This is a genomic window from Acidimicrobiales bacterium (assembly GCA_035630295.1).
In the GTDB taxonomy this organism is placed as follows: Bacteria; Actinomycetota; Acidimicrobiia; order Acidimicrobiales; family Iamiaceae; genus Iamia.
Genome location: DASQKY010000021.1, coordinates 1 through 21,307, shown reverse-complemented (window position 1 = coordinate 21,307; position 21,307 = coordinate 1). Strand labels below are relative to the sequence as shown.

17 protein-coding genes and 2 pseudogenes are annotated in these 21,307 nt (G+C 74.7%); 9 read left to right on the top strand and 10 right to left on the bottom strand.

Annotated features, from left to right (window positions below):
* The first annotated feature begins 69 nt into the window (after positions 1 to 69).
* Positions 70 to 1,077 (top strand): YihY/virulence factor BrkB family protein, encoded by a 1,008-nt coding sequence (locus VEW93_05615; GenBank protein HYI61264.1) that lies wholly within the window; start codon positions 70 to 72, stop codon positions 1,075 to 1,077.
* Between the two features lie 34 nt (positions 1,078 to 1,111).
* Here the strand turns inward: VEW93_05615 and VEW93_05610 are convergent, their stop codons facing one another.
* Together VEW93_05610 and VEW93_05605 are read right to left on the bottom strand one after the other, a co-directional pair.
* Positions 1,112 to 2,335 (bottom strand): cytochrome P450, encoded by a 1,224-nt coding sequence (locus VEW93_05610; GenBank protein HYI61263.1) that lies wholly within the window; start codon positions 2,333 to 2,335, stop codon positions 1,112 to 1,114.
* A gap of 79 nt (positions 2,336 to 2,414) precedes the next feature.
* On the bottom strand, positions 2,415 to 3,191 hold the full coding sequence (locus tag VEW93_05605) for a hypothetical protein (protein ID HYI61262.1): 777 nt from the start codon (positions 3,189 to 3,191) through the stop codon (positions 2,415 to 2,417).
* A gap of 76 nt (positions 3,192 to 3,267) precedes the next feature.
* Between VEW93_05605 and VEW93_05600 the strand changes: the two are divergent.
* The 4 genes and pseudogenes from VEW93_05600 to VEW93_05585 all read left to right on the top strand — a co-directional run bounded on the left by VEW93_05600 (position 3,268) and on the right by VEW93_05585 (position 8,889).
* Positions 3,268 to 3,792, top strand: a pseudogene (locus VEW93_05600) (PHP domain-containing protein).
* Positions 3,793 to 3,857: 65 nt separating this feature from the next.
* Positions 3,858 to 6,194: pseudogene (locus VEW93_05595) on the top strand (error-prone DNA polymerase).
* 82 nt (positions 6,195 to 6,276) lie between these two features.
* A complete protein-coding gene (locus VEW93_05590; protein ID HYI61261.1) occupies positions 6,277 to 6,705 on the top strand; it encodes an OB-fold nucleic acid binding domain-containing protein in 429 nt (142 codons plus the stop codon).
* Positions 6,706 to 8,043: 1,338 nt separating this feature from the next.
* Positions 8,044 to 8,889: a hypothetical protein gene (locus VEW93_05585; GenBank protein ID HYI61260.1), complete on the top strand. Its 846-nt coding sequence runs from the start codon at positions 8,044 to 8,046 to the stop codon at positions 8,887 to 8,889.
* A gap of 336 nt (positions 8,890 to 9,225) precedes the next feature.
* Here the strand turns inward: VEW93_05585 and VEW93_05580 are convergent, their stop codons facing one another.
* Both VEW93_05580 and VEW93_05575 read right to left on the bottom strand, forming a co-directional pair.
* Positions 9,226 to 10,431: an SPFH domain-containing protein gene (locus VEW93_05580; GenBank protein ID HYI61259.1), complete on the bottom strand. Its 1,206-nt coding sequence runs from the start codon at positions 10,429 to 10,431 to the stop codon at positions 9,226 to 9,228.
* Between the two features lie 9 nt (positions 10,432 to 10,440).
* Positions 10,441 to 10,965 (bottom strand): NfeD family protein, encoded by a 525-nt coding sequence (locus VEW93_05575; GenBank protein ID HYI61258.1) that lies wholly within the window; start codon positions 10,963 to 10,965, stop codon positions 10,441 to 10,443.
* 98 nt (positions 10,966 to 11,063) lie between these two features.
* Between VEW93_05575 and mca the strand changes: the two genes are divergently transcribed.
* The gene (gene mca, locus VEW93_05570; GenBank protein ID HYI61257.1) at positions 11,064 to 11,924 is read left to right on the top strand and encodes a mycothiol conjugate amidase Mca; all 861 of its coding nucleotides are present in this window, start codon (positions 11,064 to 11,066) and stop codon (positions 11,922 to 11,924) included.
* A gap of 32 nt (positions 11,925 to 11,956) precedes the next feature.
* Positions 11,957 to 12,343, top strand: coding sequence for an SCP2 sterol-binding domain-containing protein (locus VEW93_05565; GenBank protein ID HYI61256.1), 387 nt, complete (start codon positions 11,957 to 11,959; stop codon positions 12,341 to 12,343).
* Here VEW93_05565 and VEW93_05560 read toward each other — a convergent pair.
* From VEW93_05560 to VEW93_05540, 5 genes are all read right to left on the bottom strand, one after another.
* Positions 12,340 to 13,176, bottom strand: a complete 837-nt coding sequence (locus tag VEW93_05560) for a polysaccharide deacetylase family protein (GenBank protein HYI61255.1) — start codon at positions 13,174 to 13,176, stop codon at positions 12,340 to 12,342. The genes VEW93_05565 and VEW93_05560 overlap by 4 nt on opposite strands.
* A 30-nt stretch (positions 13,177 to 13,206) precedes the next feature.
* Positions 13,207 to 13,608: a thermonuclease family protein gene (locus VEW93_05555; protein HYI61254.1), complete on the bottom strand. Its 402-nt coding sequence runs from the start codon at positions 13,606 to 13,608 to the stop codon at positions 13,207 to 13,209.
* 331 nt (positions 13,609 to 13,939) lie between these two features.
* On the bottom strand, positions 13,940 to 15,121 hold the full coding sequence (locus VEW93_05550; GenBank protein ID HYI61253.1) for a steroid 3-ketoacyl-CoA thiolase: 1,182 nt from the start codon (positions 15,119 to 15,121) through the stop codon (positions 13,940 to 13,942).
* Entirely contained in the window at positions 15,118 to 15,756 is a 639-nt protein-coding gene (locus VEW93_05545) for a nitroreductase (protein ID HYI61252.1), read from the bottom strand. The genes VEW93_05550 and VEW93_05545 overlap by 4 nt, the downstream gene beginning before the upstream one ends.
* 69 nt (positions 15,757 to 15,825) lie before the next feature.
* Positions 15,826 to 15,993, bottom strand: a complete 168-nt coding sequence (locus VEW93_05540; protein HYI61251.1) for a hypothetical protein — start codon at positions 15,991 to 15,993, stop codon at positions 15,826 to 15,828.
* A 420-nt stretch (positions 15,994 to 16,413) separates the two neighbouring features.
* On the opposite strand from VEW93_05540, the gene VEW93_05535 reads away from it, so the two are divergent.
* Positions 16,414 to 17,700 carry a DUF222 domain-containing protein gene (locus VEW93_05535; GenBank protein HYI61250.1) on the top strand — a complete coding sequence of 429 codons (1,287 nt, stop codon included), beginning with the start codon at positions 16,414 to 16,416 and terminating at the stop codon, positions 17,698 to 17,700.
* Between the two features lie 114 nt (positions 17,701 to 17,814).
* Here VEW93_05535 and VEW93_05530 read toward each other — a convergent pair whose 3' ends face one another.
* On the bottom strand, positions 17,815 to 18,750 hold the full coding sequence (locus tag VEW93_05530) for a 2-oxoglutarate and iron-dependent oxygenase domain-containing protein (GenBank protein HYI61249.1): 936 nt from the start codon (positions 18,748 to 18,750) through the stop codon (positions 17,815 to 17,817).
* Positions 18,751 to 18,864: 114 nt separating this feature from the next.
* Here VEW93_05530 and VEW93_05525 point away from each other — a divergent pair.
* The coding region (locus VEW93_05525) for a DEAD/DEAH box helicase (protein HYI61248.1) at positions 18,865 to 21,307 on the top strand (2,443 nt) is incomplete at its 3' end.

Genomic DNA, 21,307 nt, shown 5'->3' with positions numbered 1-21,307 from the left:
GTTCACCCGGCCGGGCGGTTTCGGGCCCGGGTGGGCCGGGCAGCGCGCCGCCGAGCCGCTGGAGGACCCATGCCCGCCACCACCAACCGCCGGACGTCCGGTCCGACCACCGACCAGGACGGTGCCGCCTCCGGCCCCGCTCGGGGGCGGGAGGCGGACCGGCCCCAGGACGTGCCGGCCCGGGGGTGGAGGGACATCCTCCTGCGCACCAAGGAGGAGGTGAAGGGCGACAGCGTGGTCCTGCTGGCCGCCGGGGTCGCCTTCTACGCCCTGCTCTCCCTGGTCCCCGGCCTGGTGGCCCTGGTCTCGATCTACGGCCTGGTGGCCGACCCGGCCGACATCGATCGCCAGGTCGGCGACCTGCTCTCGGCCGCGCCGGCCGAGGTCCGCGACCTCGTCTCCGAGCAGCTCGGCTCCATCACCGACGGCTCCCGGGGCGGCCTGGGCGTGGCCGCCGTGGTCGGCGTCCTCGTCGCCCTGTGGTCGGCGTCGAGCGGGATGAAGCACCTCATCACCGCCATCAACACCGCCTACGACGAGGAGGAGAGCCGGGGCTTCCTGAAGGTTCGGGGCCTGGCCCTGGCCCTCACCGTCGGGGCCATGGCCTTCCTGGTGGTCGCCCTGGGGCTGATCGCCGTGCTGCCGGCGGCGCTGGCCGAGACCTCGCTCGGGGGCGCAGCCCGGGTGGCGGTGTCCGTCCTGCGCTGGCCCCTCCTGGGCCTCGGCCTGCTGGCCGGCCTGGCCATCCTCTACCGCTGGGCCCCGGACCGGGACAACGCCCGCTGGGCCTGGACGGCGCCCGGGACGATCTTCGCCACCGTGGCCTGGGTGGTGGCCTCCATCGCCTTCTCGATCTACACCGCCAACTTCGGGTCCTACGGCGAGACCTACGGGTCCCTGGGCGCGGTGGTGGTGGTCATGCTGTGGCTGCTCATCTCGGCCCTCGTGGTGGTCGTGGGGGCCGAGGTGAACGCCGAGGCCGAGCGCCAGACCCGGCGCGACACCACCGCCGGCCGGCCCAAGCCCCTCGGCCGTCGCCAGGCCGTGGCCGCCGACACGGTGGGCGGGGCCCGCTGAGCGGCGCCCAGGTCGATCTGGGCGGGCGGGACGGTCAGCGGTAGCGGACCGGCAGCTCCTTGACCCCGTTCAGCCACCCCATGCGCAGGCGGCGGGGTGGGCCCAGGGGGGCGATGTCAGGGGCCAGGTCGGCGATGGCTTCGAAGATCAGGCCGATCTCCATGCGGGCCAGGTTGGCCCCGATGCAGAAGTGGGCGCCGCCGCCGCCGAAGCCCACGTGGGGGTTCGGGTCGCGGTCGATGTCGAACCGGTCGGGCTCGGCGAAGACCTCCTCGTCCCGGTTGGCCGAGGCGTAGAACAGCCCCACCCGCTGGCCGGCGGCGATCTCCTGGCCGCCGATCACGTGGTCGACCGTCGCCGTGCGCTGGAAGGCCACCACCGGGGTGGCCCACCGCACGATCTCGTCGGCCGCGGTGGCCGGGCGCTCCTCCTTGAACCGCGCCCACTCCTCGGGGTGGTCGAAGAAGGCCTGCATGCCGTGGGTGATGGCGTTGCGGGTGGTCTCGTTGCCGGCCACGGCCAGGATGAGGATGAAGTAGCCGAACTCCTCGGGCGACAGCGCCCCGTCCGGGGAGTCGGCCTCCACCAGGCGGGTCACCACGTCGCCCATGGGGCAGGCCCGGCGCTCCTCGCCCATGGCGTAGGCGTAGGCCAGCAGCTCGGCCGCCGACGCCTCGGGGTCGCCCTCGAAGTCGGGGTCGGCCGAGCCGATCATGGTGTTCGACCACTCGAAGATGCGGGCCCGGTCCTCCTGGGGGAAGCCCACCACGTCGGCCAGGGCCTGGAGGGGCAGCTCGGCGGCCATGTCGGTCACGAAGTTGCCGTCGTCCCGGGCCGCCGCCTCGGCCACGATGCGATGGGCCCGCTCCCGCAGCCCGTCCTCCAGCTTGCCGATGGCCCGGGGGGTGAAGCAGCCCTTGGAGACGATGCCCCGCACCTCGGTGTGGTGCGGCGGGTCCATGTTGAGCAGCAGGAGGCGCTGGAGGTCGAGGGCGTCCCGGCCGATGTCGCCCTCGAAGGCGACGATGGAGCCGTTCTCGGCCGTCGACCACCCATCGCGGGCGCACGACACGGCCTTCACGTCCTCGTGGCGGGACAGCACCCAGAAGCCCCCGTCGTCGAAGCTGTGCTGCTGGGGGGTCTGGGCGTTCCACCACACCGGGGCGGTGCGGCGCAGGAGGGCGAACTCCTCCAGGGGCACCCGCTGGGCGTACAGGTCCGGGCTGGTCAGGTCCAGGCCTTCGAGGATGTCGGCCACGGGGCTCTCCTTCGGCGGCGGGCCCCTCCAGACTAGAACGCGTTCTCGTTCCGGGGGCGGGCCGCCGCCGACGGGCCGTTCAGGACGAGGCGGGGGCCTCGGCCGGCTCGGGCCGCAGGCCCAGGGGGAGGCGGACGGCCAGGCCCACGGCGCAGGCCGCCACCACGACCACCGCGGCCAACGGGCCCCAGGCCAGGACGGCAGCCAGCACCGCCACCGCGGCCTGGACGGCCACCACGGCCCAGCGCACCGGCGCCTCCAGCGCGTCGAGGCGGGCGTGCAGGGCGCCCAGGGCGGCGGGGGAGCGGAGGCGGGCCCCCAGCAGGACGACGAGCCCCCGGCTCAGGCCGAAGGCCACCGAGACGGCGAAGGCCGTGGCCGGCGAGGCGGTGAGGACGGCCAGCACCACGGTGAGGACCACCCCGGCGGTCATGATGTAGGTGGCCAGGCCCACCCCGATCTGCCAGCCGAAGCCGGCGCCGTAGACCCAGGCCCGGTAGGTGGACAGCCAGGCGTCGTCCACCTGGCGGCGGAAGAACGGCGGGCGGCGCCCGAAGGCCCCGGCGTCGACCAGGGCCGCCCCGGTGGCGGCCACCGCGGCGGCGCCCAGGACGGTGGTGGTCGAGAGGTCGAGGGCGGCGACGCCAGCGGCCAGGGCGGCGGCGGCCAGGCCCAGGGTGGCCCCGCCCAGGACGGCGCCGACCACGAACCACGCCGCGGTCACGCCGTAGCGGTGCCCCCGGGCCCGCTCGGCCATGGGGGTGATGGTCGAGAGCATGGAGAGGCCGCAGGGTGACCAGGTGGACCGCACGGCGGCGGCCCCGGCCACGAGGAGGGCGAGGAGCACGAGTGCCACCCCGCCAGGGTAGCGAGCCGTCCCCGGCCCCGCCGCCGCCCAACACCAGGGAACAGACGTTCGCTACCATCGGGCCATGGGCTTCCACAACCCCGTGCGCCCGTGGTCGGAGATCGAGCGGACCCTCTCGGGCCGCACTGGCCCGCGGGAGCACCTGGGCGTGCCCACCGACGGGGGCGACGGCCCGGCCTGGTCCAGCCACCGGGGCGTCTACGAGCCCCCGCCCGACCTGGCCGACCGGCTGGCCCGCCGCCGTCCCCCGCCCCCCGGCCCGGCCTACGCCGAGCTCCACTGCCGGTCCAACTTCAGCTTCCTGGCGGGGGCCTCGCACCCCGAGGAGCTGGTCGAGGAGGCGGCCCGCCTGGAGCTCGAGGCCCTGGCCCTCACCGACCGCGACGGCCTCTACGGGGTGGTCCGCCAGTGCGAGGCCGCCGCCGCGGTGGGCGTGCCCACCGTGTTCGGGGCCGACCTGGGCCTGGTCGACCAGCCCGGCGACGGCCCCGCCGAGGGACGGGTGGTGGTGCTGGCCCGCGGCCCCCGGGGCTACGCCGGCCTGGCCCGGGCCGTGAGCCACGGCCAGATGGCCGGCAGCAAGGGCGCCCCCCGGCTCACCCTGGCCGACCTGGCGGCCGTCGGGGGGCGGGCCCGGCCGGCGAGGGCCGGTGGGTGGTGCTCACCGGCGGCGCCGACGGCGTGGTGCCCGCCACCCTGGAGGCTGGGGGCCCGGCCGCCGCCCGCCGCCGCTTGGCCCAGATGGTCGACGCCTTCGGGGCCGACCACGTGCGGGTCGAGGTGTGGGACCACGGCCACCCCCTCGACGCCCACCGCAACGATGCGCTGGCCGCCCTGGCCCGGGGGGCCGGGGTCGAGGTGGTGGCCACCAACGACGTGCGCTACGCCACCCCGGGCCGGCGCCGCTTGGCTTCCGCCCTGGCCGCGGTGCGCGAGCGCCGCAGCCTGGACGACCACGAGCCCTGGCTGCCGGCCGGGGGCACCGCCCACCTGCGCTCCGGGGCCGAGCAGGCCCGCCGCTTCGCCCGCTTCCCCGGGGTGGTGGCCCGGGCCGGCGAGCTGGGCCGGGACCTGGCCTTCGACCTGCACCTGGTGGCCCCGCAGCTGCCGCCCTTCCCGTGCCCCGACGGCCCCGACGGGCGACCCCTGGACGAGATGACCTACCTGCGCCACCTGGTCGAGCGGGGGGGCCTGGAGCGCTACGGGCCCCGCCCGCCGATCGGCCCGGCCGCCAGGGCCTGGGCCCAGATCGACCACGAGATGGCCCTCATCGGCACGCTCGGCTTCCCGGGCTACTTCCTGGTGGTGTGGGAGATCGTCGACTTCTGCCGGCGACAGGGGATCTACTGCCAGGGCCGGGGCTCGGCGGCCAACTCGGCCGTCTGCTACGCCCTGCGCGTCACCGCGGCCGACGCCGTGGACCTGGGCCTGCTGTTCGAGCGCTTCCTCTCCCCCGAGCGCGACGGCCCCCCCGACATCGACCTGGACATCGAGTCGGGCCGGCGGGAGGAGGTCATCCAGCACGTCTACGACATGCACGGCCGCCAGCACGCGGCCCAGGTGGCCAACGTCATCAGCTACCGGGGCCGCTCGGCGGTGCGGGACATGGCCCGGGCCCTGGGCTACGCCCCCGGCCAGCAGGACGCCTGGGCCAAGCAGCTCGACCACTGGGGGGGCCTGCGGCCCGGGCCCGAGGGCACGGTGCAGGGTCCGGGCGGGGTGGCCATCGAGGCCGACATGCCCCCGGCGGTGGTCGAGCTGGCCGCCGAGGTGGTGGGCGCCCCCCGCCACCTGGGCATCCACTCCGGGGGCATGGTCATGTGCGACCGCCCGGTGGTCGAGGTGTGCCCCGTCGAGTGGGCTCGCATGGCCGACCGCAGCGTCCTCCAGTGGGACAAGGACGACTGCGCGGCCATCGGCCTGGTCAAGTTCGACCTGCTGGGCCTGGGGATGCTCTCGGCCCTGCACCACGCCTTCGACGCGGTGCGGGCCTGGTCGGGCGAGCACCTGACCATGGCCGAGCTGCCCCAGGACCCCGAGGTCTACGCCATGTTGTGCCGGGCCGACTCCATCGGCGTGTTCCAGGTCGAGTCCCGGGCCCAGATGGCCACCCTGCCCCGCCTGAAGCCCCGGGAGTTCTACGACCTGGTGGTCGAGGTGGCCCTCATCCGCCCCGGGCCCATCCAGGGCGGCTCGGTCCACCCCTACATCCGGCGCCGCAACGGGGAGGAGGAGGCGACCTACCCCCACCCCCTGTGCGAGCGGGCCCTGGCCAAGACCAAGGGCATCCCCCTGTTCCAGGAGCAGCTCATGCAGCTGGCCATCGACGTGGCCGGCTTCACCCCCACCGAGTCCGACCAGCTCCGCCAGGCCATGGGGTCCAAGCGCAGCCAGCGCCGCATGGAGGTGCTGCGCCGCCGGTTCTGCGACGGGGCCGTGGCCCGGGGCGTCCCCGCCGACGTGGCCGAGGAGCTGTGGGAGAAGCTGGCCGCCTTCGCCGACTACGGCTTCCCCGAGAGCCACTCGGTGAGCTTCGCCTACCTGGTCTACGCCTCGTCGTGGCTCAAGCGCTTCCAGCCCGCGGCCTTCTGCGCCGGGCTGCTCAACGCCCAGCCCATGGGCTTCTACTCCCGCCACTCCCTGGTGCGCGACGCCCGCCGCCACGGGGTCCCGGTGCGGGGCCCCGACGTCAACGCCTCGGCCGGCGGCGCCACCCTGGAGGTCGACGGCGTGGCTCCGGGTCACGTCCCCGGTGGGGGCCCCGGCGTCCGGCCCGAGACCTGGGGCGTGGGCGGCCCGGCCGTGCGCCTCGGGCTGCGCGAGGTGCGGGGGGTGAGCACGGAGCTGGCCGACACCATCGCCGCCGGCCGCCCCTACGCCGGTGCCGAGGACCTGGCCCGCCGCACCGGCGTGTCCCTGGCCGTGCTGGAGGCCCTGGCCACCGCCGGGGCCCTCGACTGCTTCGGCTCCAGCCGGCGGGGCGCCCTGTGGACCGTCGGGGCCGTGGCCCAGTCCGGCCCCGACCGCCTGCCCGGCATCGTCACCGGCGCCGCCCCCCCCGCCCCTGCCACCCATGGCCCCCGCGGCCCAGGCCGCCGCCGACCTGTGGGCCACCGGCATCAGCGCCGATGGCCACCCCACCACCTTCCGGCGGGACGCGCTGGCCCGGCGGGGGGTGGTGGTGGCCACCGACCTCCTGACCCACCCCGTCCCCGACCCCGAGCACCCGCCCCGGGTCCGGGTGGCCGGCGTGGTCACCCACCGGCAGCGTCCGGCCACCGCCGGGGGGACCATCTTCGTGAACCTGGAGGACGAGACCGGCCTGGTCAACGTGGTCGTCTCCCGGGGGTGCTGGATCCGCTTCCGCCGGGTGGCCACGGCCGCCCCGGCCCTGCTGGTCACCGGGCGCCTGGAGCGGGCCGAGGGGGTGGTGAACGTCCTGGCCGAGCACATCGTGGCCCTCGACATGGACGTCCCGGCCCGCAGCCGGGACTTCCGCTGAGCGGGGCCCGGGCTCACGATCGGGGCCGGGCCGCCGATCATGGGGGGGATGGTGAGCACCGACGACGACGGCGCGCCCGCCCCCCCGCCCTGCGCCCACTGCGGCGCCGCCCTCGAACCGGGCCGCATCACCTGCCCGGCCTGCGGGGAGGCCCGCTCCCTGGGACTGGCCGACGGCCCCCCGGCCTCCGCTCCCCCTGCGGTGCCAGCGCCCGCGGCACCCGCCCCGGAACCCGACCCCGACCCCGACCCCGACCCCGACCCGGAGGCCGAAGCCGCAGCCTTCGAGCTGGGCGACCCGTTCCGCGAGCCGGCGCGCCGGCGCCCGCGGGAGCCGGCCGAGCGCTCGCGCACCGGCCTCCTGGTCGGAGGCCTGATCGGCCTGGTGCTGGTGGTGCTGGTGGCGGCGGCCGCCCTGTGGGCCCTGGGCCAGAACGGCGGCTCGGGCTACTGACCCCGCCCAGTGGTGCCTCCGGTTCGTCCCGATGGGCCAGAGTGGTGCCGATCCTTCATCCCCTGCCCCTTCCAGGAGTCCCCGTGATCCCTCCCCGTGCCACCCGTGCCGGCCTGGCCCTGGTCCTCCCCCTCGCCCTCCTCCTGGGGATCACGGGGTGCGGCGACGACCGCGAGGGGGATGCCGGCACCACGACCACCACCACCGAGGCCGATCGGGAGACGACCACCGAGGCCGACAGCGAGACGACCACCACCGGCGAGGCGACCACCACCCTGCCCGACGAGACGACCACCACCGCGGCCCCGCCCGTCACCGGACCGGCCGACCTCCAGGCCCTCCTGATCGAGCCCGCGCAGGTCGGGGAGGGCTTCGCCCTCGACTCCGCCCTCGGCAACGGGGCCTTCAGCGGTGAGCTGTGCGAGGACGTGACCCTGGAGGAGACCTGGGCCGACCAGGCCTCGCAGGCCCTCACCCGGGGCCAGGGCGACGAAGGCGAGCTGGTCACCCAGGCCGTCCTCGCCTTCGCCCAGGAGGCCGAGGCCGAGGCCTTCGTGGAGGCGCTCATCGACAGCAACGACACCTGCCTCCCCGACGGCGAGATCCAGGAGGTGGAGGCCGGCGACGACGGCCTCCTCATCGTCATCGAGTCCGGCGAGGCCACCAGCAGTGCCGCCGTGGTCCGCGTCGGCTCCACCGTCACCGCCCTGACCGCGCTCTACCCCACGGCGAAGGACAACCCGCTCACCCCCGAGCTGCTGGTGGCGGCGGGCGAGGCCCTGGCCGGCTGACGGCGCCGGGGTCGTCCATGCGGCCCGGGGCGGAGGCGTTCGGTAGGTTCGTGGCCGTGACCGACCGTCCTCACGAGCCCGGAGCCCGCACCAGGTGAGCGACAAGGACGCGGCCAAGCGGCGCCGTCAGGCCCGCAACCGCCAGGAACGGGTCAACCGGCAGAAGCGCACCCAGGGGGCCCGACGGGCCGAGCCCACCGGCCGGCCCACGCGCCGCGCCGCCAGCTCCGGCCGGGCTGCCAGCTCGGGACGGGCCGCCAGCGCCGGGCGCGACGGCCGGCCCAGCCGGAGCGCCAACCCGGCCCCGGCCCCCGGGGGGCTGCTGGGCAAGCTGTTCCCGCCCCGGGCCCGGCCCACCGGCGGCGACGACGCCCCGGCGCGCCCCGCCCGGGTCCCCCAGCCCCGTGAGTCGGTGGTGTTCGAGCTCGACGAGGACGACGTGCCCGCCGGCCTGCGGGGTGAGATCGTCCGCCGCATGGCCCAGCCCGGAGGGCGGGCCACGTTCGTGGCCGTGGCCCTGGCCGTGATCGCCTCGGTGATGCTGCTGGTCGTGCCCCTCGCCCCCCGCTTCGCCTTCGACGGCTACGGCGAGATGGTCGTCCGGGCCCAGCCCGGCACCGAGGCCCAGGGCGACGCCCGGCTGGAGGAGTTCCTCGACCGCGACCCGGTCGAGTTCGGCTCCCAGCGGCTGACCGAGGTGCTGAGCCCGCCGGTCATCATCGGCTTCTCGCTGGTGCTGCTCCTGGTCGTCGGGACCGCGGCCCGGTCCCTGACCCGGCCCAGCCGCAGCCGGACGCTGCTGATCTCGTCCTTCGGGGTCATCGCGGTGATGTTCGTGCTGGGCCAGATCCTGCTGCCGCTGGTCGGCGCCCTGGCCTTCGCGTCGTACCAGTCCCGCAAGGCCGACCGCCTGGCCGCGGTGGTGGGCGAGACCGACTGAGGCGTCCCCTCCTCGCGCGGCCGTTCGGGGGTTGACGACCCGGCGCCGGAGGAGGATGGTGACGGCAGTCACCGATCAGGGAAGGTGCAGTCCCGGATCGGACCTTGACAACCAGGTGGGCGAGATCACCGCCCGTTCCGTTTCGAGGGACCCACGGATGCGTTCCGTGGACGGCCCACCGCCGAGGAGATGACCTGCCGGGATCGCCGGCCCCTCGACGGTGACGTCGCCCCGGAGACCACCGGGCCCTTTCAACCCGACGGCGGCGCGAGGGTCGAGCCCATCGACGCATCACCCCTGGGGTCCGCCCCGGGGGTGATGCGCGTCAGGCTTCGCTCACACCGGCCCGGGAGGTGGCACGGGCGGCAGCGACGGCTCCAGGTCCATGGGCGGCATGCCCGGGGGCGCCGACTGCACCACCGGTGGCGCCAGGGCTTCGGCCTCGGCCACCACTCGGGCCTGGGCCTCGGCCCGTCGCGCCGACTGGGCCGCGATCTCGGCCCGGTCGGCCTCCCGGCGGGCGGCCCGCTCGTCCCGGTTGGCCGCGGCCCGGTCGGCTCGGGCCCGCCGGGCGTCGGGCCCGCCGTCGGCCTCGATGTCGCCGGCTCCCTTGAGCAGCTCGGTCACCGCGCTGACCGAGCCGGCCAGGCCGGTCAGCTCGGCCGGCATGAAGATCTTGGTGGCCTGCCCGTCGGCGATGCGGGCCAGGGCCTCCAGGTACTTGATGGCGATGAGGTCGGCCGAGGGATCGCCCTCGTGGATGGCGCCGTACACCTCGCGGATGGCCTCGGCCTCGCCGTCGGCCACGGTGAGCTGCCGGTAGCGCTCGGCGTCGGCCAGGGCCCGGGCCGCCTCGGCCTGGCCCTGGGCCTGGAGGATCTGCTGCTGCCTGACCGCCTCGGCCCGCAGGATGGCCGAGGCCTTCTCGCCCTCGGCGGTGGTGACGGCGGCCGAGCGTCGACCCTCGGCCTCGGTGACCACGGCCCGCCGGGTCCGCTCGGCCTTCATCTGCTCGTGCATGGAGTGCATGACGTCCGGCGGCGGGTCGATGCGCTGGATCTCCACCCGGACCACCCGCACGCCCCACTTGTCGGTGGCGTCGTCGAGGATCAGCCGCAGGTCGACGTTGATCTTCTCCCGGCTGGTCAGGGCGTCGTCCAGGGGCATCTCGCCGATGACGTTGCGCAGGTTGGTCTGGGCCAGCTTGGTCACGGCCAGCAGGAAGTTGGCCACGTTGTAGATCAGGCGCTGCGGGTCGGTGGGCTCGTAGTAGACGACGGCGTCGACCGAGACCACCACGTTGTCGGAGGTGATGACCTCCTGGGGCGGCACGTCCACCACCTGCTCCCGCATGTCGACCAGCCGGATCGACTGGACGAACGGGATGATGAGCCGGAGGCCGGGGTCGACGGTCTCCTGGTACTTGCCCAGCATCTCCTTCACGCCCCGCTGGAAGGGCCGCACGATGCGGACCCCCGACACCACGTAGATGAACAGGAGCACGGCGACGACGACGAGCACGGCGAGCAGGGCGGTTCCCACGGGGTCTCCTCAGGGTGACGGGTCAGCGGGCGGCGGGGCGGGTGGGGGGTCGAGGGGCAGGCCCGGCGGGGTGTAACGGGGCCGCAGCGAGCCGGTGGGCTCCACGATCAGGCGGGTGCCCCGCACCTCGACCACGGTGACGCGGCCCCCGGCGGCGATGGCGTGGCCGTCGTCGCTCTCGGCCCGCCACTCCTCCCGGTCGACGCGGACCAGGCCCACACCGTGGGTCGGGATCTCCTCCAGCACCACCGCGGTGCGGCCGGTCATGCGGGTCGACCCCACGGTCTGGTTGGGGGTGGAGGCGTCCAGTCGCCGGGCCAGGGGCCGGAAGGCGGCGAAGCTGCCCCCGGAGACCAGGACGAAGGCGGCCCACTGGGCCACCACGGGGGCGTCCACGAAGGCCAGCACGGTTGCCACCGCGGCGCCCACCGCGAACGGCGCCAGGAAGAACGAGCCGGCCACCGCCATCTCGCCGCCGGCGAAGAGGCCGGTGGCGATCAGCCAGATCCACCGCCACGTGCTCGGGTCGTCCATGCCCACCTCCTCGCTGCGAACCTACTCCCCGTTGCCCGGCGCCATCCGCCGCGTTCCCGGTCGGCGTCGACCGGCGCGGCCTCTAGCTTGGGCGGACCATGGCCTCCGACGACGCCCCCCGCTGCCTGCTCACCGTCCACGCCCACCCCGACGACGAGGCGTCCAAGGGCGCGGCCACCGTGCACAGGTACCACCGGGCCGGGGTGCGCACCGTGCTGGTCTGCTGCACCGGGGGCGAGGCCGGCGAGATCCTCAACCCCGCCCTCGACACCGAGGAGGTACGGGCCCGGCTGCCCGAGGTGCGGCGGGAGGAGCTGGCCGCCTCGGCCGCCGTCATCGGCTTCGACGAGGTGGTCATGCTGGGCTACCGCGACTCCGGCATGCCCGGCACCCCCGAGAACGAGGACCCGGCCTGCTTCGCCCGCGCCCCCCACCAGGAGGCGGTCGGCCGCCTGGTCGAGATCCTCCGCCGGGAGCGGCCCCAGGTGGTCATCACCTACGGCGAGGACCAGTCCGGCTACCCGCACCCGGACCACCTCCGGGTCCACGACGTGACCATGGCCGCCATCCCCGCCGCCGCCGATCCCGCCTTCCTCCCGGAGGCCGGCCCGCCGTGGCAGGTGGCCAAGGTCTACTGGTCGGTGTGGGCCCGGCAGCGGATCGTGGCCCAGCACGAGGCGTTCATGGCCGCCGGCCTGGAGTCGCCGTTCAGCGAGGAGTGGTTCGCCCGCCCCTCCCAGGACCACCGCATCACCACCAGCATCGACGTGGCCGGCCTCTACCCCATCCGGGCCGGGGCGCTCCGGGCCCACGCCACCCAGATCGACCCCGCCTCGCCGTTCTGGTTCGGCCTGCCCGACGAGGTCATGGCCGGCATCCACCCGTACGACGACTACGAGCGGGCCCTCTCCACCGTCGATGCCCCGACCCCCGAGGACGACCTCTTCGCCGGCTTGTAGGGTCGGGGGCTCCAGCGACCCGGAGGACCGTCATGGCGAAGTACCTGACCCAGGAGTGGCTCGACCTCCAAAGGGACCTGGCCCAGGCGTTCCCGGAGCGACCGGGGGCCTCGGCCCGCATGCAGTACGTGGTCACCAGCGCCCCCGAGGGCGACGTGTCCTACCTCACCGTCATCGAGGACGGGAAGATCACCGAGAACACCCTGGGCACCGGCGCCGACGCCGAGTTCACCCTCAGCACCACCTACGACGACTCGGTCAAGATCCTGAAGGGCGAGCTGGACGCCAACGCCGCCTTCATGCAGGGCCGGGTCAAGGTCACGGGCAACATGGGCAAGCTCATGAGCCTCATGCCCCTGACCCAGAGCCCCGAGTACAAGGCCATCCAGGCCAAGGTGGCCGAGCAGACCGAGCTCTAGCGGCCCGCCCGCTGCAGCTCCCGCAGGGGGCGGAAGCCGACCAGGTGCACGCCCTCGGCGGCCAGCGCGTCCCGCAGGGGGCCGTCGTCGCACACCAGGGCCAGGTCGTCGACCCGGGACTCCCAGTCGGGGCAGAAGGCCCGCAGCTCCGGGGTGTCGACGGCCGGGTGGACGTACATCTCGGTGACCCCCGGTGGCAGGGAGGCCACGGCTGCCTCCAGCGACGCCCGGCTGCCGACCCCGTTGACGTAGACGAAGTGGTCGGTGAACACCACGCCCTCCCGGGCGGCCAGGTCCCGGAACGGGAAGCCGATCAGGCTCTCGGTCGACGCCCCCGACAGGCGTAGGGGCAGGCCGAACTCCACGGCCAGGTCGAGGTAGATGTCGAAGAACTCGGCCCGGAGCTGGAGGGTGCCCATGTGGCTGTCCAGGTGGGTGACGTCGAAGCCCCACAGGATGGCCCGCTCCACCTGGGCCCGGAGCTCGCGCCGGACCTCGTCCAGGTCGGCGTGGTCCCAGGCGTCGGTCACGGTCCGGGGGAAGCCGCCGTCACCGTCGAGGAGCGACGGGGCCTGGGTGATGGGTCCCCAGCGGTAGAGGTCGTACTCGGCGTTCAGGGTGAGGTGGACGCCGACATCCTCGCCTCGGTAACCGGCGGCCGCGGCCCGCGACCAGGGGCACGGCACCATCAGGGTGGCGCTGGTGGCCAGCCCGTCGCGCAGGGCCCGGTACACGCCCTCGTTGGCGGCCTGGCTGGAGCCCAGGTCGTCGCAGTTGATGATGACGACGCGGTCGTCGGCCCGGTACCCCAGGCGTTCGGCGAGGTTGGGCACGGCTCAGACGATATCGAGGCGGTGACGTGGTCAGGCGCCCCCCTCCGGCGGGCAGGCCGACCACAGGCCCCGGCCCGCGGCCCGGGCCTGCCCGGCGGCCCGGGACAGCTCGGCCCGGTGGGCGTCGTTGGGGGCGATGGCCAGGACCCGGGCGTAGCCGCCGGACAGCAGTGCCTCGTTGACGAACAGGTCGTCCTCGGCCCGCACCAGGTAGACGAGGAGCCGGCCGTAGCGGTCGCGGGCCTCGACGTCGCGGGTGATCCGCACCCGGGTGCCGGGCGGGAGGAGCGCCTTGGTGCGGGCCGAGGCCTCGGGCCCGAAGCACCCCACCGGCTCGTCGGGGTCGACGGTCTCGGGCGTGTCCACGCCGAGCAGCCGGGCCGTCTCCTCCTGGCCCCCGATGCGGAGCTCGACGGTGTCGCCGTCGACCACGTGGGTGATCGTGGCCGCGCCCGGGCCGTCGCTCGGCCCGGAGCTGCAGGCGGCGCCGACGGCGATGGCCAGGACGACGAGGGCCCCCCGGGCCGCTGGCCCGCCCCGGAGGCGCGCTCGGGTGGGACGTCGGGGGTGGCTGGTGGCCTCGGGTCGGGCTGGTGCGGGACGCAGGCTGGCGTCGCCCGCCGGTCGGGCGGTCGGCGCTGAGGGCGGTGGGTCGGGCGGGAGCGGCACGGCGGACCTCGCGGGATGCGGGTGGGATCGGCGGCCGGAGCCGCGTGCCGGGCCCGGGGCCCGTCGGCCGAGGGGCGACCCCGGCGGGGGCGGGTCAGCCCAGGCGCTCGATGAGGGTGCCGGTGCCCAGGCCGCCGCCGCAGCACATGCTGACCAGGCCGTAGCGGCCCCCGGTGCGCTCCAGCTCGTGGAGGGCCTTGGTGAGGAGCACGGCGCCGGTGGCTCCCAGGGGGTGGCCCAGGGCGATGGCGCCCCCGTTGACGTTGACCTTCTCGGGGTCGACCGACAGCTCCTTCTGCCAGGCCAGGACCACGGAGGCGAAGGCCTCGTTGATCTCGAAGACGTCGATGTCGTCGATGGCCAGGCCGGTGCGGTCGAGCAGGCGTTGGGTGGCGTCGATGGGGCCGGTGAGCATCAGGACCGGGTCGACCCCCACCAGGCACGTGTCGACGATGCGGGCCCGGGGGCGCAAGCCCAGCGTGTCGGCCCGCTCGGCGGTGGCCAGGAGGAGGGCGGCGGCCCCGTCGGAGATCTGCGAGGACGAGCCCGCGGTGTGGACCCCGTCCTCCCGGGCCACCGGCTTGAGGGTGGCCAGCTTCTCCCGGGTGGTCTCCCGCAGGCCCTCGTCACGGGCCACGTGGTGGGTGGTGCCGGTCGGCTTGCCGTCCTCGTCCACGTCGGGGGCGTCGACGGGGACCACCTGGCCGTCGAAGCGGCCCTCGGCCCAGGCCTGGGCGGCCCGCTCCTGGGAACGGAAGCCGAAGGCGTCGGCATCGTCGCGGCTGATGCCCCACTTCTCGGCGATGCGCTCGGCCCCCTCGAACTGGGAGGTGAACTCGTAGCGGCCGAAGTAGGTCTTGGGGATGGGCACGCCCAGGCCCAGCTTCTTGGACGAGTTGACCCCGATGGGGATGCGGCTCATGAGCTCGACCCCGCAGGCCACGGCCACGTCGGTGACGCCGGCGCCCACCAGCCCGGTGGCCACGTTGGTGGCCTGCTGGGAGGAGCCGCACTGGGTGTCGACGGTGGTGGCGGCGGCCTCCATGGGAAGGCCGGCGGACAGCCACGCCGTGCGGGTGACGTTGAAGGACTGCTCGCCCACCTGGCTGACGCAGCCGCCCACCACCTGCTCGACGGCGCTGGGGTCCACCCCGGAGCGCTCGACCAGCTCGGTGAGGGCGGTGCCCAGCAGGTCGGCGGGGTGGACCGTGGACAGGGCACCGTTGCGCCGCCCCACGGGGGTGCGCACGGCCTCGGCGATCACGACCTGGGTCATGGGGGGGAGCCTACGGGCCGGTGGGGGAGGAGGCGGCCCCCGGGATCGAGGTGGTGAGCCCGGTCCCCGAGGTCGGCCGGGCCCCGTCCCACGGTGGCGGAGGGATCGGCCGGCGTGCCCACCAGCACCCAGCCCAGGAGCTCGTCGTCGGCCTCCATGTCGAACATCTCGGCCAGGAGGGGTCCGGTGCGGAAGGGCACGCTCTTCCACATGGCGCCCAGGCCCATGGCGTGGGCGGCCAGCACGATGGCGTAGCCGCAGCAGGCGGCCGAGGCCACCTGCTCCCAGCGCTCGACCTTGGCCGGTCGGGGGCAGGCGATCACGGCCACGAGCGTGGGGGCGACGAACGCCTTGGACCGGAGCTTGGCCCGTACCCCGTCGGAGAGGTCCGGATCGCGGGCCCGGCCGCCGTCCTCCAGGGCGTCGGCGAATCGCTCCCGGGCGTCGCCGTCGATGACCACGAAGCGCCAGGGCCGGAGGCGGCCGTGGTCGGGCACAGTGGCCGCGGCCTGGAGGAGCAGCTCGACCTCGTCGGCGTCAGGGCCGGGCTCGACCAGGGCGGCGGTGCTGCGCCGATCCAGCACGGCGGCCAGGACCTCGATGCCGGGAGGTGGGGCGGACGGGGAGGCAGGCATCGGGTGACCTCGGGGACGGGGTGAGGTCTACCTACCAGATCGGTGCCCGGGGCCCAACCCTGCACAGCCTCAGGCCGCCTGCCGGTGGGGGTCGGCCTCGGCCGAGCGGGCCTGGGCGGCGGCTAGGGCGGCCCGGGCCTGGGCGAGGCCCCGGCGTCCGACCTCGATGGTCTCGTGGTCCAGGCGCCAGTCGTCGTCGCCCGGGGTGGGGGGGAGGAGATCGAGCTGTCGTGCCATGGAGATCAGTATGAGGAGGGGGTGTGACAGTGAGATCCCGGGCCGACGGGCGGTCGCGATGTCGCCTCCTCGAGGTGTGGACGAACTGGTGTTCGGGTAGGGTGGTGGTCGCCCTTCGGGGACCGGGGTTGGTTCGGTCCTCCGTGATCGTCGTTGGAGCGCACCGGTGGTGCGCGTGTCTGGTCCGGAGGTGAGCCCGTGTCCGATGAGGTGCCGTGGGAACTGTCCGGTGACGCGCAAGGGGTGGGTGGCGCGGGAGGTGACGGGGGGCCCGCTGCTGGTGGGCGTGGCTCGGTTGGGCCTGGCGTGGATGGGCGTGGCGCCGATCGGTCCGGTCTGGGCAGTTCCGAGTCGGGTGCGGTTGGGGTGTCGGCGGGGGACTTCGCGGCGGTGGGGGCGGGTGGTCGGGGGGATGTGATCATGGAGTTGGCGGGGGTGGTGGCGGCGACGCAGGTGGTGTTGGGGTCGGTGATCGTGGCGGCTGATGCGGCGCGGGACTGGGCCGAGGACGGGGCCACGGACATGGCTTCGTGGCTGGTGGCTCGCTGTGGGATCACCACGGCGCATGCCCGGGAGTGGGTGCGCGTCGCGCACGCGCTGGAGGAGCTGCCGGCCCTACGGGAGGTGTTCTCGTCAGGGGTGGTGTCGTTCGACCAGGTTCGCCCGGCGACCCGGTTCGCGACGCCGGCCACCGAGGGAGAGCTGGCCGACCGGCTGCCGGGGCTGTCCGCGGCGCAGGTGGAGGTGTTGGCCCGTCAGCATCGGCCGGTCAAGGAGGCGGAGGTCTGCGAGGCCCGGGCCCGGCGGTGCTTGCACTGGCGGCCCGATCACGACGCCGGGGGGTTCCGCTACCGGGGGTTCCTCCCGACCGATCAGGCGGTGGCGGTCAACGAGATGCTCACCGGTCTGGCCGAGGCGGCCGGCCCGAACCCCGAGACCGGCCTGTGGGACCCCTTCGCCGCCCGTTGCGCCGATGCCCTCCACGGCCTCTGCGACGGCGACACCGTCGAGACCACCGTGGTGGTCCATGTGGACGCGGAGGTCGTGGCCGGCAACGCCGTGGCCGGTGGGGCCGAGGGCAACGGCCTGGCCGGGGACATGAGCGTCGGGCGGTCCGCGGTGCTGCGCTACCTGTGCGACACCGGCATCGAGCACGTCATCGAAACGGTGGACGGGCGAGCGGTGGGCATCGGGCGACGGTCCCGGACCGTGCCTCGCTGGCTCCGCCGCCACATCACCCACCGGGACCGCACCTGCCGGTTCCCGGGCTGCGAACGGGCCATTCGCCACATCCACCACGTCCGCCACTGGACCGCCCACCGGGGACCGACCGACGCCCCCAACCTGCTGGGCCTGTGCTGGGCCCATCACCACCTCGTGCACGACGGCGGCTGGACCGTCACCGGCAACCCCGACGACCAGGTCACCTTCACCAGCCCCACCGGCCGCACCATGACCAGCACCCGCCACCCCATCCGCCCCCACACCACCACCCGCACCCGAGCCCTCCTCGGGCTCCCCGAGGGCGCCACTCGTGGTGGCGGGTTCTCGTCCGATCCCGGGGACCCGGACGGCCGCGAGTCACCGTCGTCGCCGAGCTCCGTCGCCCCCGGCCCAGGGTCCCGGGTTCGTCACCGCCACCCCGACGCCACGGGCCGGCGACGCAGCGAGAGCTCCGGGGACACGACTCGGCCCCGTGGCCCGTGACGCCTGGGGGATGCCGAGTGGCCGATCAGGTCAGGCGGTAACCGTGGGTCTCGTCCACGGGCGTGAAGCCGAGGCCCTCGTAGGGGGTGGCCGCAGGACGGGCGTGCACGGCCCTCAGGCCAGGCCGATCTCGGCCAGGCGCTGGTCCAGGAAGTCATCGGCGGTGATGGGGTCGAAGTGGCGCGGGCCGTCGCCCACCAGTGAGTCCGGGGCGTCGAGCACCACGTCGGGGCGGGGGTGGCAGAAGAACGGCATCGAGTACCGGGCCACGTCGTCGGTCTCGGGGTTGACCACCCGGTGGGTGGTGGCCGGGATGGCCAGGTTCACGTGGCGGCTCAGCATGTCGCCCGTGTCGACCACGATCTCGCCCTCCAGGCCGTCGACCGGGTGCCAGGTGCCGTCCCGGTCCAGCAGCTCCAGGCCCGACTCGGTGGCCGCCGGGAGGAGGGTGATGAGGTTGATGTCCTCGTGCGCCGCGGCCCTTGCCGCCCCGTGCACGTTGGCCTCCCGCAGTGGCGGGTAGTGGATGACCCGCAGCACCGACCGGCCGTCCACCACCATGTCGGCCAGGTGGCGGGCCGGCAGGTCCAGGTACACGGCGATGGCCTCCAGCAGGGTCTGGGCCGCGGCCTCCAGGTCCCGGTACAGGCGCATCATGGCCGGCTGGAAGTGGGGCACCTCGGCCGGGAACACGTTGGCCCCGTAGGTGGCGAACAGCGGGTGCTCGGGCGGCACGTCCTGGTGGACGTGCCAGAACTCCTTGAGGTCGATGGCCTCGCTGTCCTTGGCGTGCTCCCGCCCGAACGGCGTGTAGCCCCCGGCCCCCTTGGGCAGCACGTAGGCCTCCTTGGCCTCGGTGGGCAGGGCGAAGAAGTCCCGGGCCGCGGCGTAGGCGGCGTCGATGTCCTGGGCCGTGACCCGGTGCCCGTCCACCTTCACGAACCCGGTCTCCACCAGGCTCCGGCCCAACGTGGACACGAAGGCGTCCCGGGCCGTCCCGGTGCCCTGGGTGAAGTCGTCCAGGTGCACGGTGGCCACGTCGAAGCCCATGCCCCCAGGATGCCACCGACGATCGCGCCCGCGTCGGGGCCCGGTAGGTTGGATCCTCGCTCGGGGCCCGGTCCGTCGGATCCCGGCGCCCCGTCGCGTCTACCCCTGGACCCCGTGAGCACCACCGCCCTCACCGATGTGCCGGCCCTGCTGGCCGACGAGCCCGGCCTGGCCCAGGTCCGGGGGCGGACCCGCGCCATCCTGGCCGTGGCCGAGGCGGCCCGCTCCCTCACCGTGGCTCACCTGGCCGGCGGGAGCCGGACGCCGGTGCTGGTGGCCTGCCCGACCACGGCCGACGCCGAGCGCCTGGTCCATGACCTGGGCTCGTACCTGGGCCCCGACCGGGTGGAGCTGTTCCCGGCCTGGGAGACGCTGCCCTTCGAGCGGGTCAGCCCCAACGTGGAGACCATGGGCCACCGCCTCCGGGTGGTGTGGCGCCTCCGCAACCCCCAGCACGCCCCCCGGGTGGTGGTGGCCCCCATCCGGGCCCTGGTCCAGCGCCTCGGCCCCCACGTGGACGACGTCGAGCCCCTCATCGTCCGCCCCGGCCAGGCCCTCGACCGCGACGAGGTGGTGGGCTGGCTGGTGGCCGCCGGCTACCGCCGCGAGCCCCAGGTCGAGGCCCGGGGCGAGGTGGCGGTGCGGGGCTCCATCGTGGACGTGTTCCCCTCCACCGAGGACCGGCCCGTTCGCATCGACCTGTGGGGCGACGAGGTCGACCGCCTCACCGAGTTCTCCGTCACCGACCAGCGCTCCACCGACCCGGTGTCGGCGGCGGCCATCTTCCCGTGCCGGGAGCTGCTGCCCACCGACGACGTGCGGGCCCGGGCCGCCCAGCTGGTGGCCCGCCAGCCCTGGGGCCGGGAGCACTGGGAGCGCCTGGCCGAGGGCCTCACCTTCGACGGCATGGAGTCGTGGCTGCCGTGGCTGACCGACGGCGAGCACGTGCTGTTCGACCTGCTGGGCGACGAGGCGCTGGTGGTGCTGGCCGAGCCCCGCCGCATGCGGGACCGGGCCCAGGACATCCTGGCCGAGGAGGCCGACCTGGCCCGCCACCTGGCCCGCACCACCTGGGACGTCCCCGACGGCACCGCCATCCCCGCCCTCCACCTGCCCTTCGACCGCCTGCTGTCCCACACGTCCGCCGACCCCACCCACCGCCCTAGCGGTGCCGGCTCCGCCGGCTCCGGCCCGCCTGTTGCCCCGGCCTGGACCCTGGTCAACGTGGCCGACTCGCCCGAGACGCCGGTGGTGCAGAGCATGGGCTGGAACCCGGCGGTGGGCGACGGCGCCGGCCTCATGGCCCAGGTGCGCGACGTGGTGCGCGACGGCTACCGCCTGGTGGTGGCGGCCGACACCGAGGCCTCGGCGGCCCGGCTGGCCGACCTGCTCCGCAGCCAGGACGTCGACGTCGAGGTCCGGGTCGCCCCCCTGGAGCGGGGCTGCGTGCTGCCCGGGGCCAAGGTGGCGGTGCTGGCCGAGGCCGACCTGACCGGTCGGCGTCGCGCCCACCGGGCGCCCCGGTCCCGGAAGCGGGACACGGCCGGGTTCTTCGACGACCTGCGGCCCGGAGCCTTCGTCGTCCACCACCAGCACGGGGTGGCCCGCTACGGCGGCATGGTCACCCGCGCCATCGGCGGGGTCGAGCGCGACTACCTGCTGCTCGAGTACCGGGGCGGCGACAAGCTCTACGTCCCGTCCGACCAGATCGACGCCGTCCGCCACTACACCGGGGGCGAGGACCCGACCCCCAGCCGCCTGGGCGGGGGCGACTGGCAGAAGGCCAAGGCCCGGGTCAAGGCCGAGGTCCAGCACGTGGCCCAGGAGCTGGTGGTGCTGTACCAGAAGCGCCTCAACACCACCGGCATCGTCTACCCGCCGGACACGCCGTGGCAGCAGGAGCTGGAGGACGCCTTCCCGCACCGGGAGACGCCCGACCAGCTCACCGCCATCGCCGAGGTCAAGGCCGACATGGAGAGCGACACCCCCATGGATCGCCTGGTGTGCGGCGACGTGGGCTTCGGCAAGACCGAGGTCGCGCTGCGCGCCGCATTCGCCGCGGTGGCCGACAACAAGCAGGTGGTGATCCTCTGCCCGACCACGCTGCTCGCCGAGCAGCACCTCCAGACCTTCTCCGACCGTTTCGCGGAATGGCCGGTGCAGATCGCCGAGCTCTCCAGGTTCAGAAGTGGCAAAGAGAGCAACGAGATCATCCGCAAGCTGGAAAGCGGCGAAGTCGACATCGTCATCGGCACGCACAAGCTGCTGTCGAAAGACGTCAAGCTCAAGCGCCTGGGCCTGGTGATCATCGACGAGGAGCACCGCTTCGGCGTGCGGCAGAAGGAGGCGCTGAAGAAGCTGCGCGCCGAGGTCGACGTGCTGACGCTCACCGCGACGCCGATCCCGCGCACGCTCGCGATGTCGCTGGAGGGCATTCGCGACTTCTCGGTGATCGCCACCTCGCCGCAGAAGCGGCTCGCGATCAAGACCTTCGTCGCGCCGTGGTCCGAGGGGCTGATCCGCGAAGCGGTGATGCGCGAGCTGCGCCGCGGCGGCC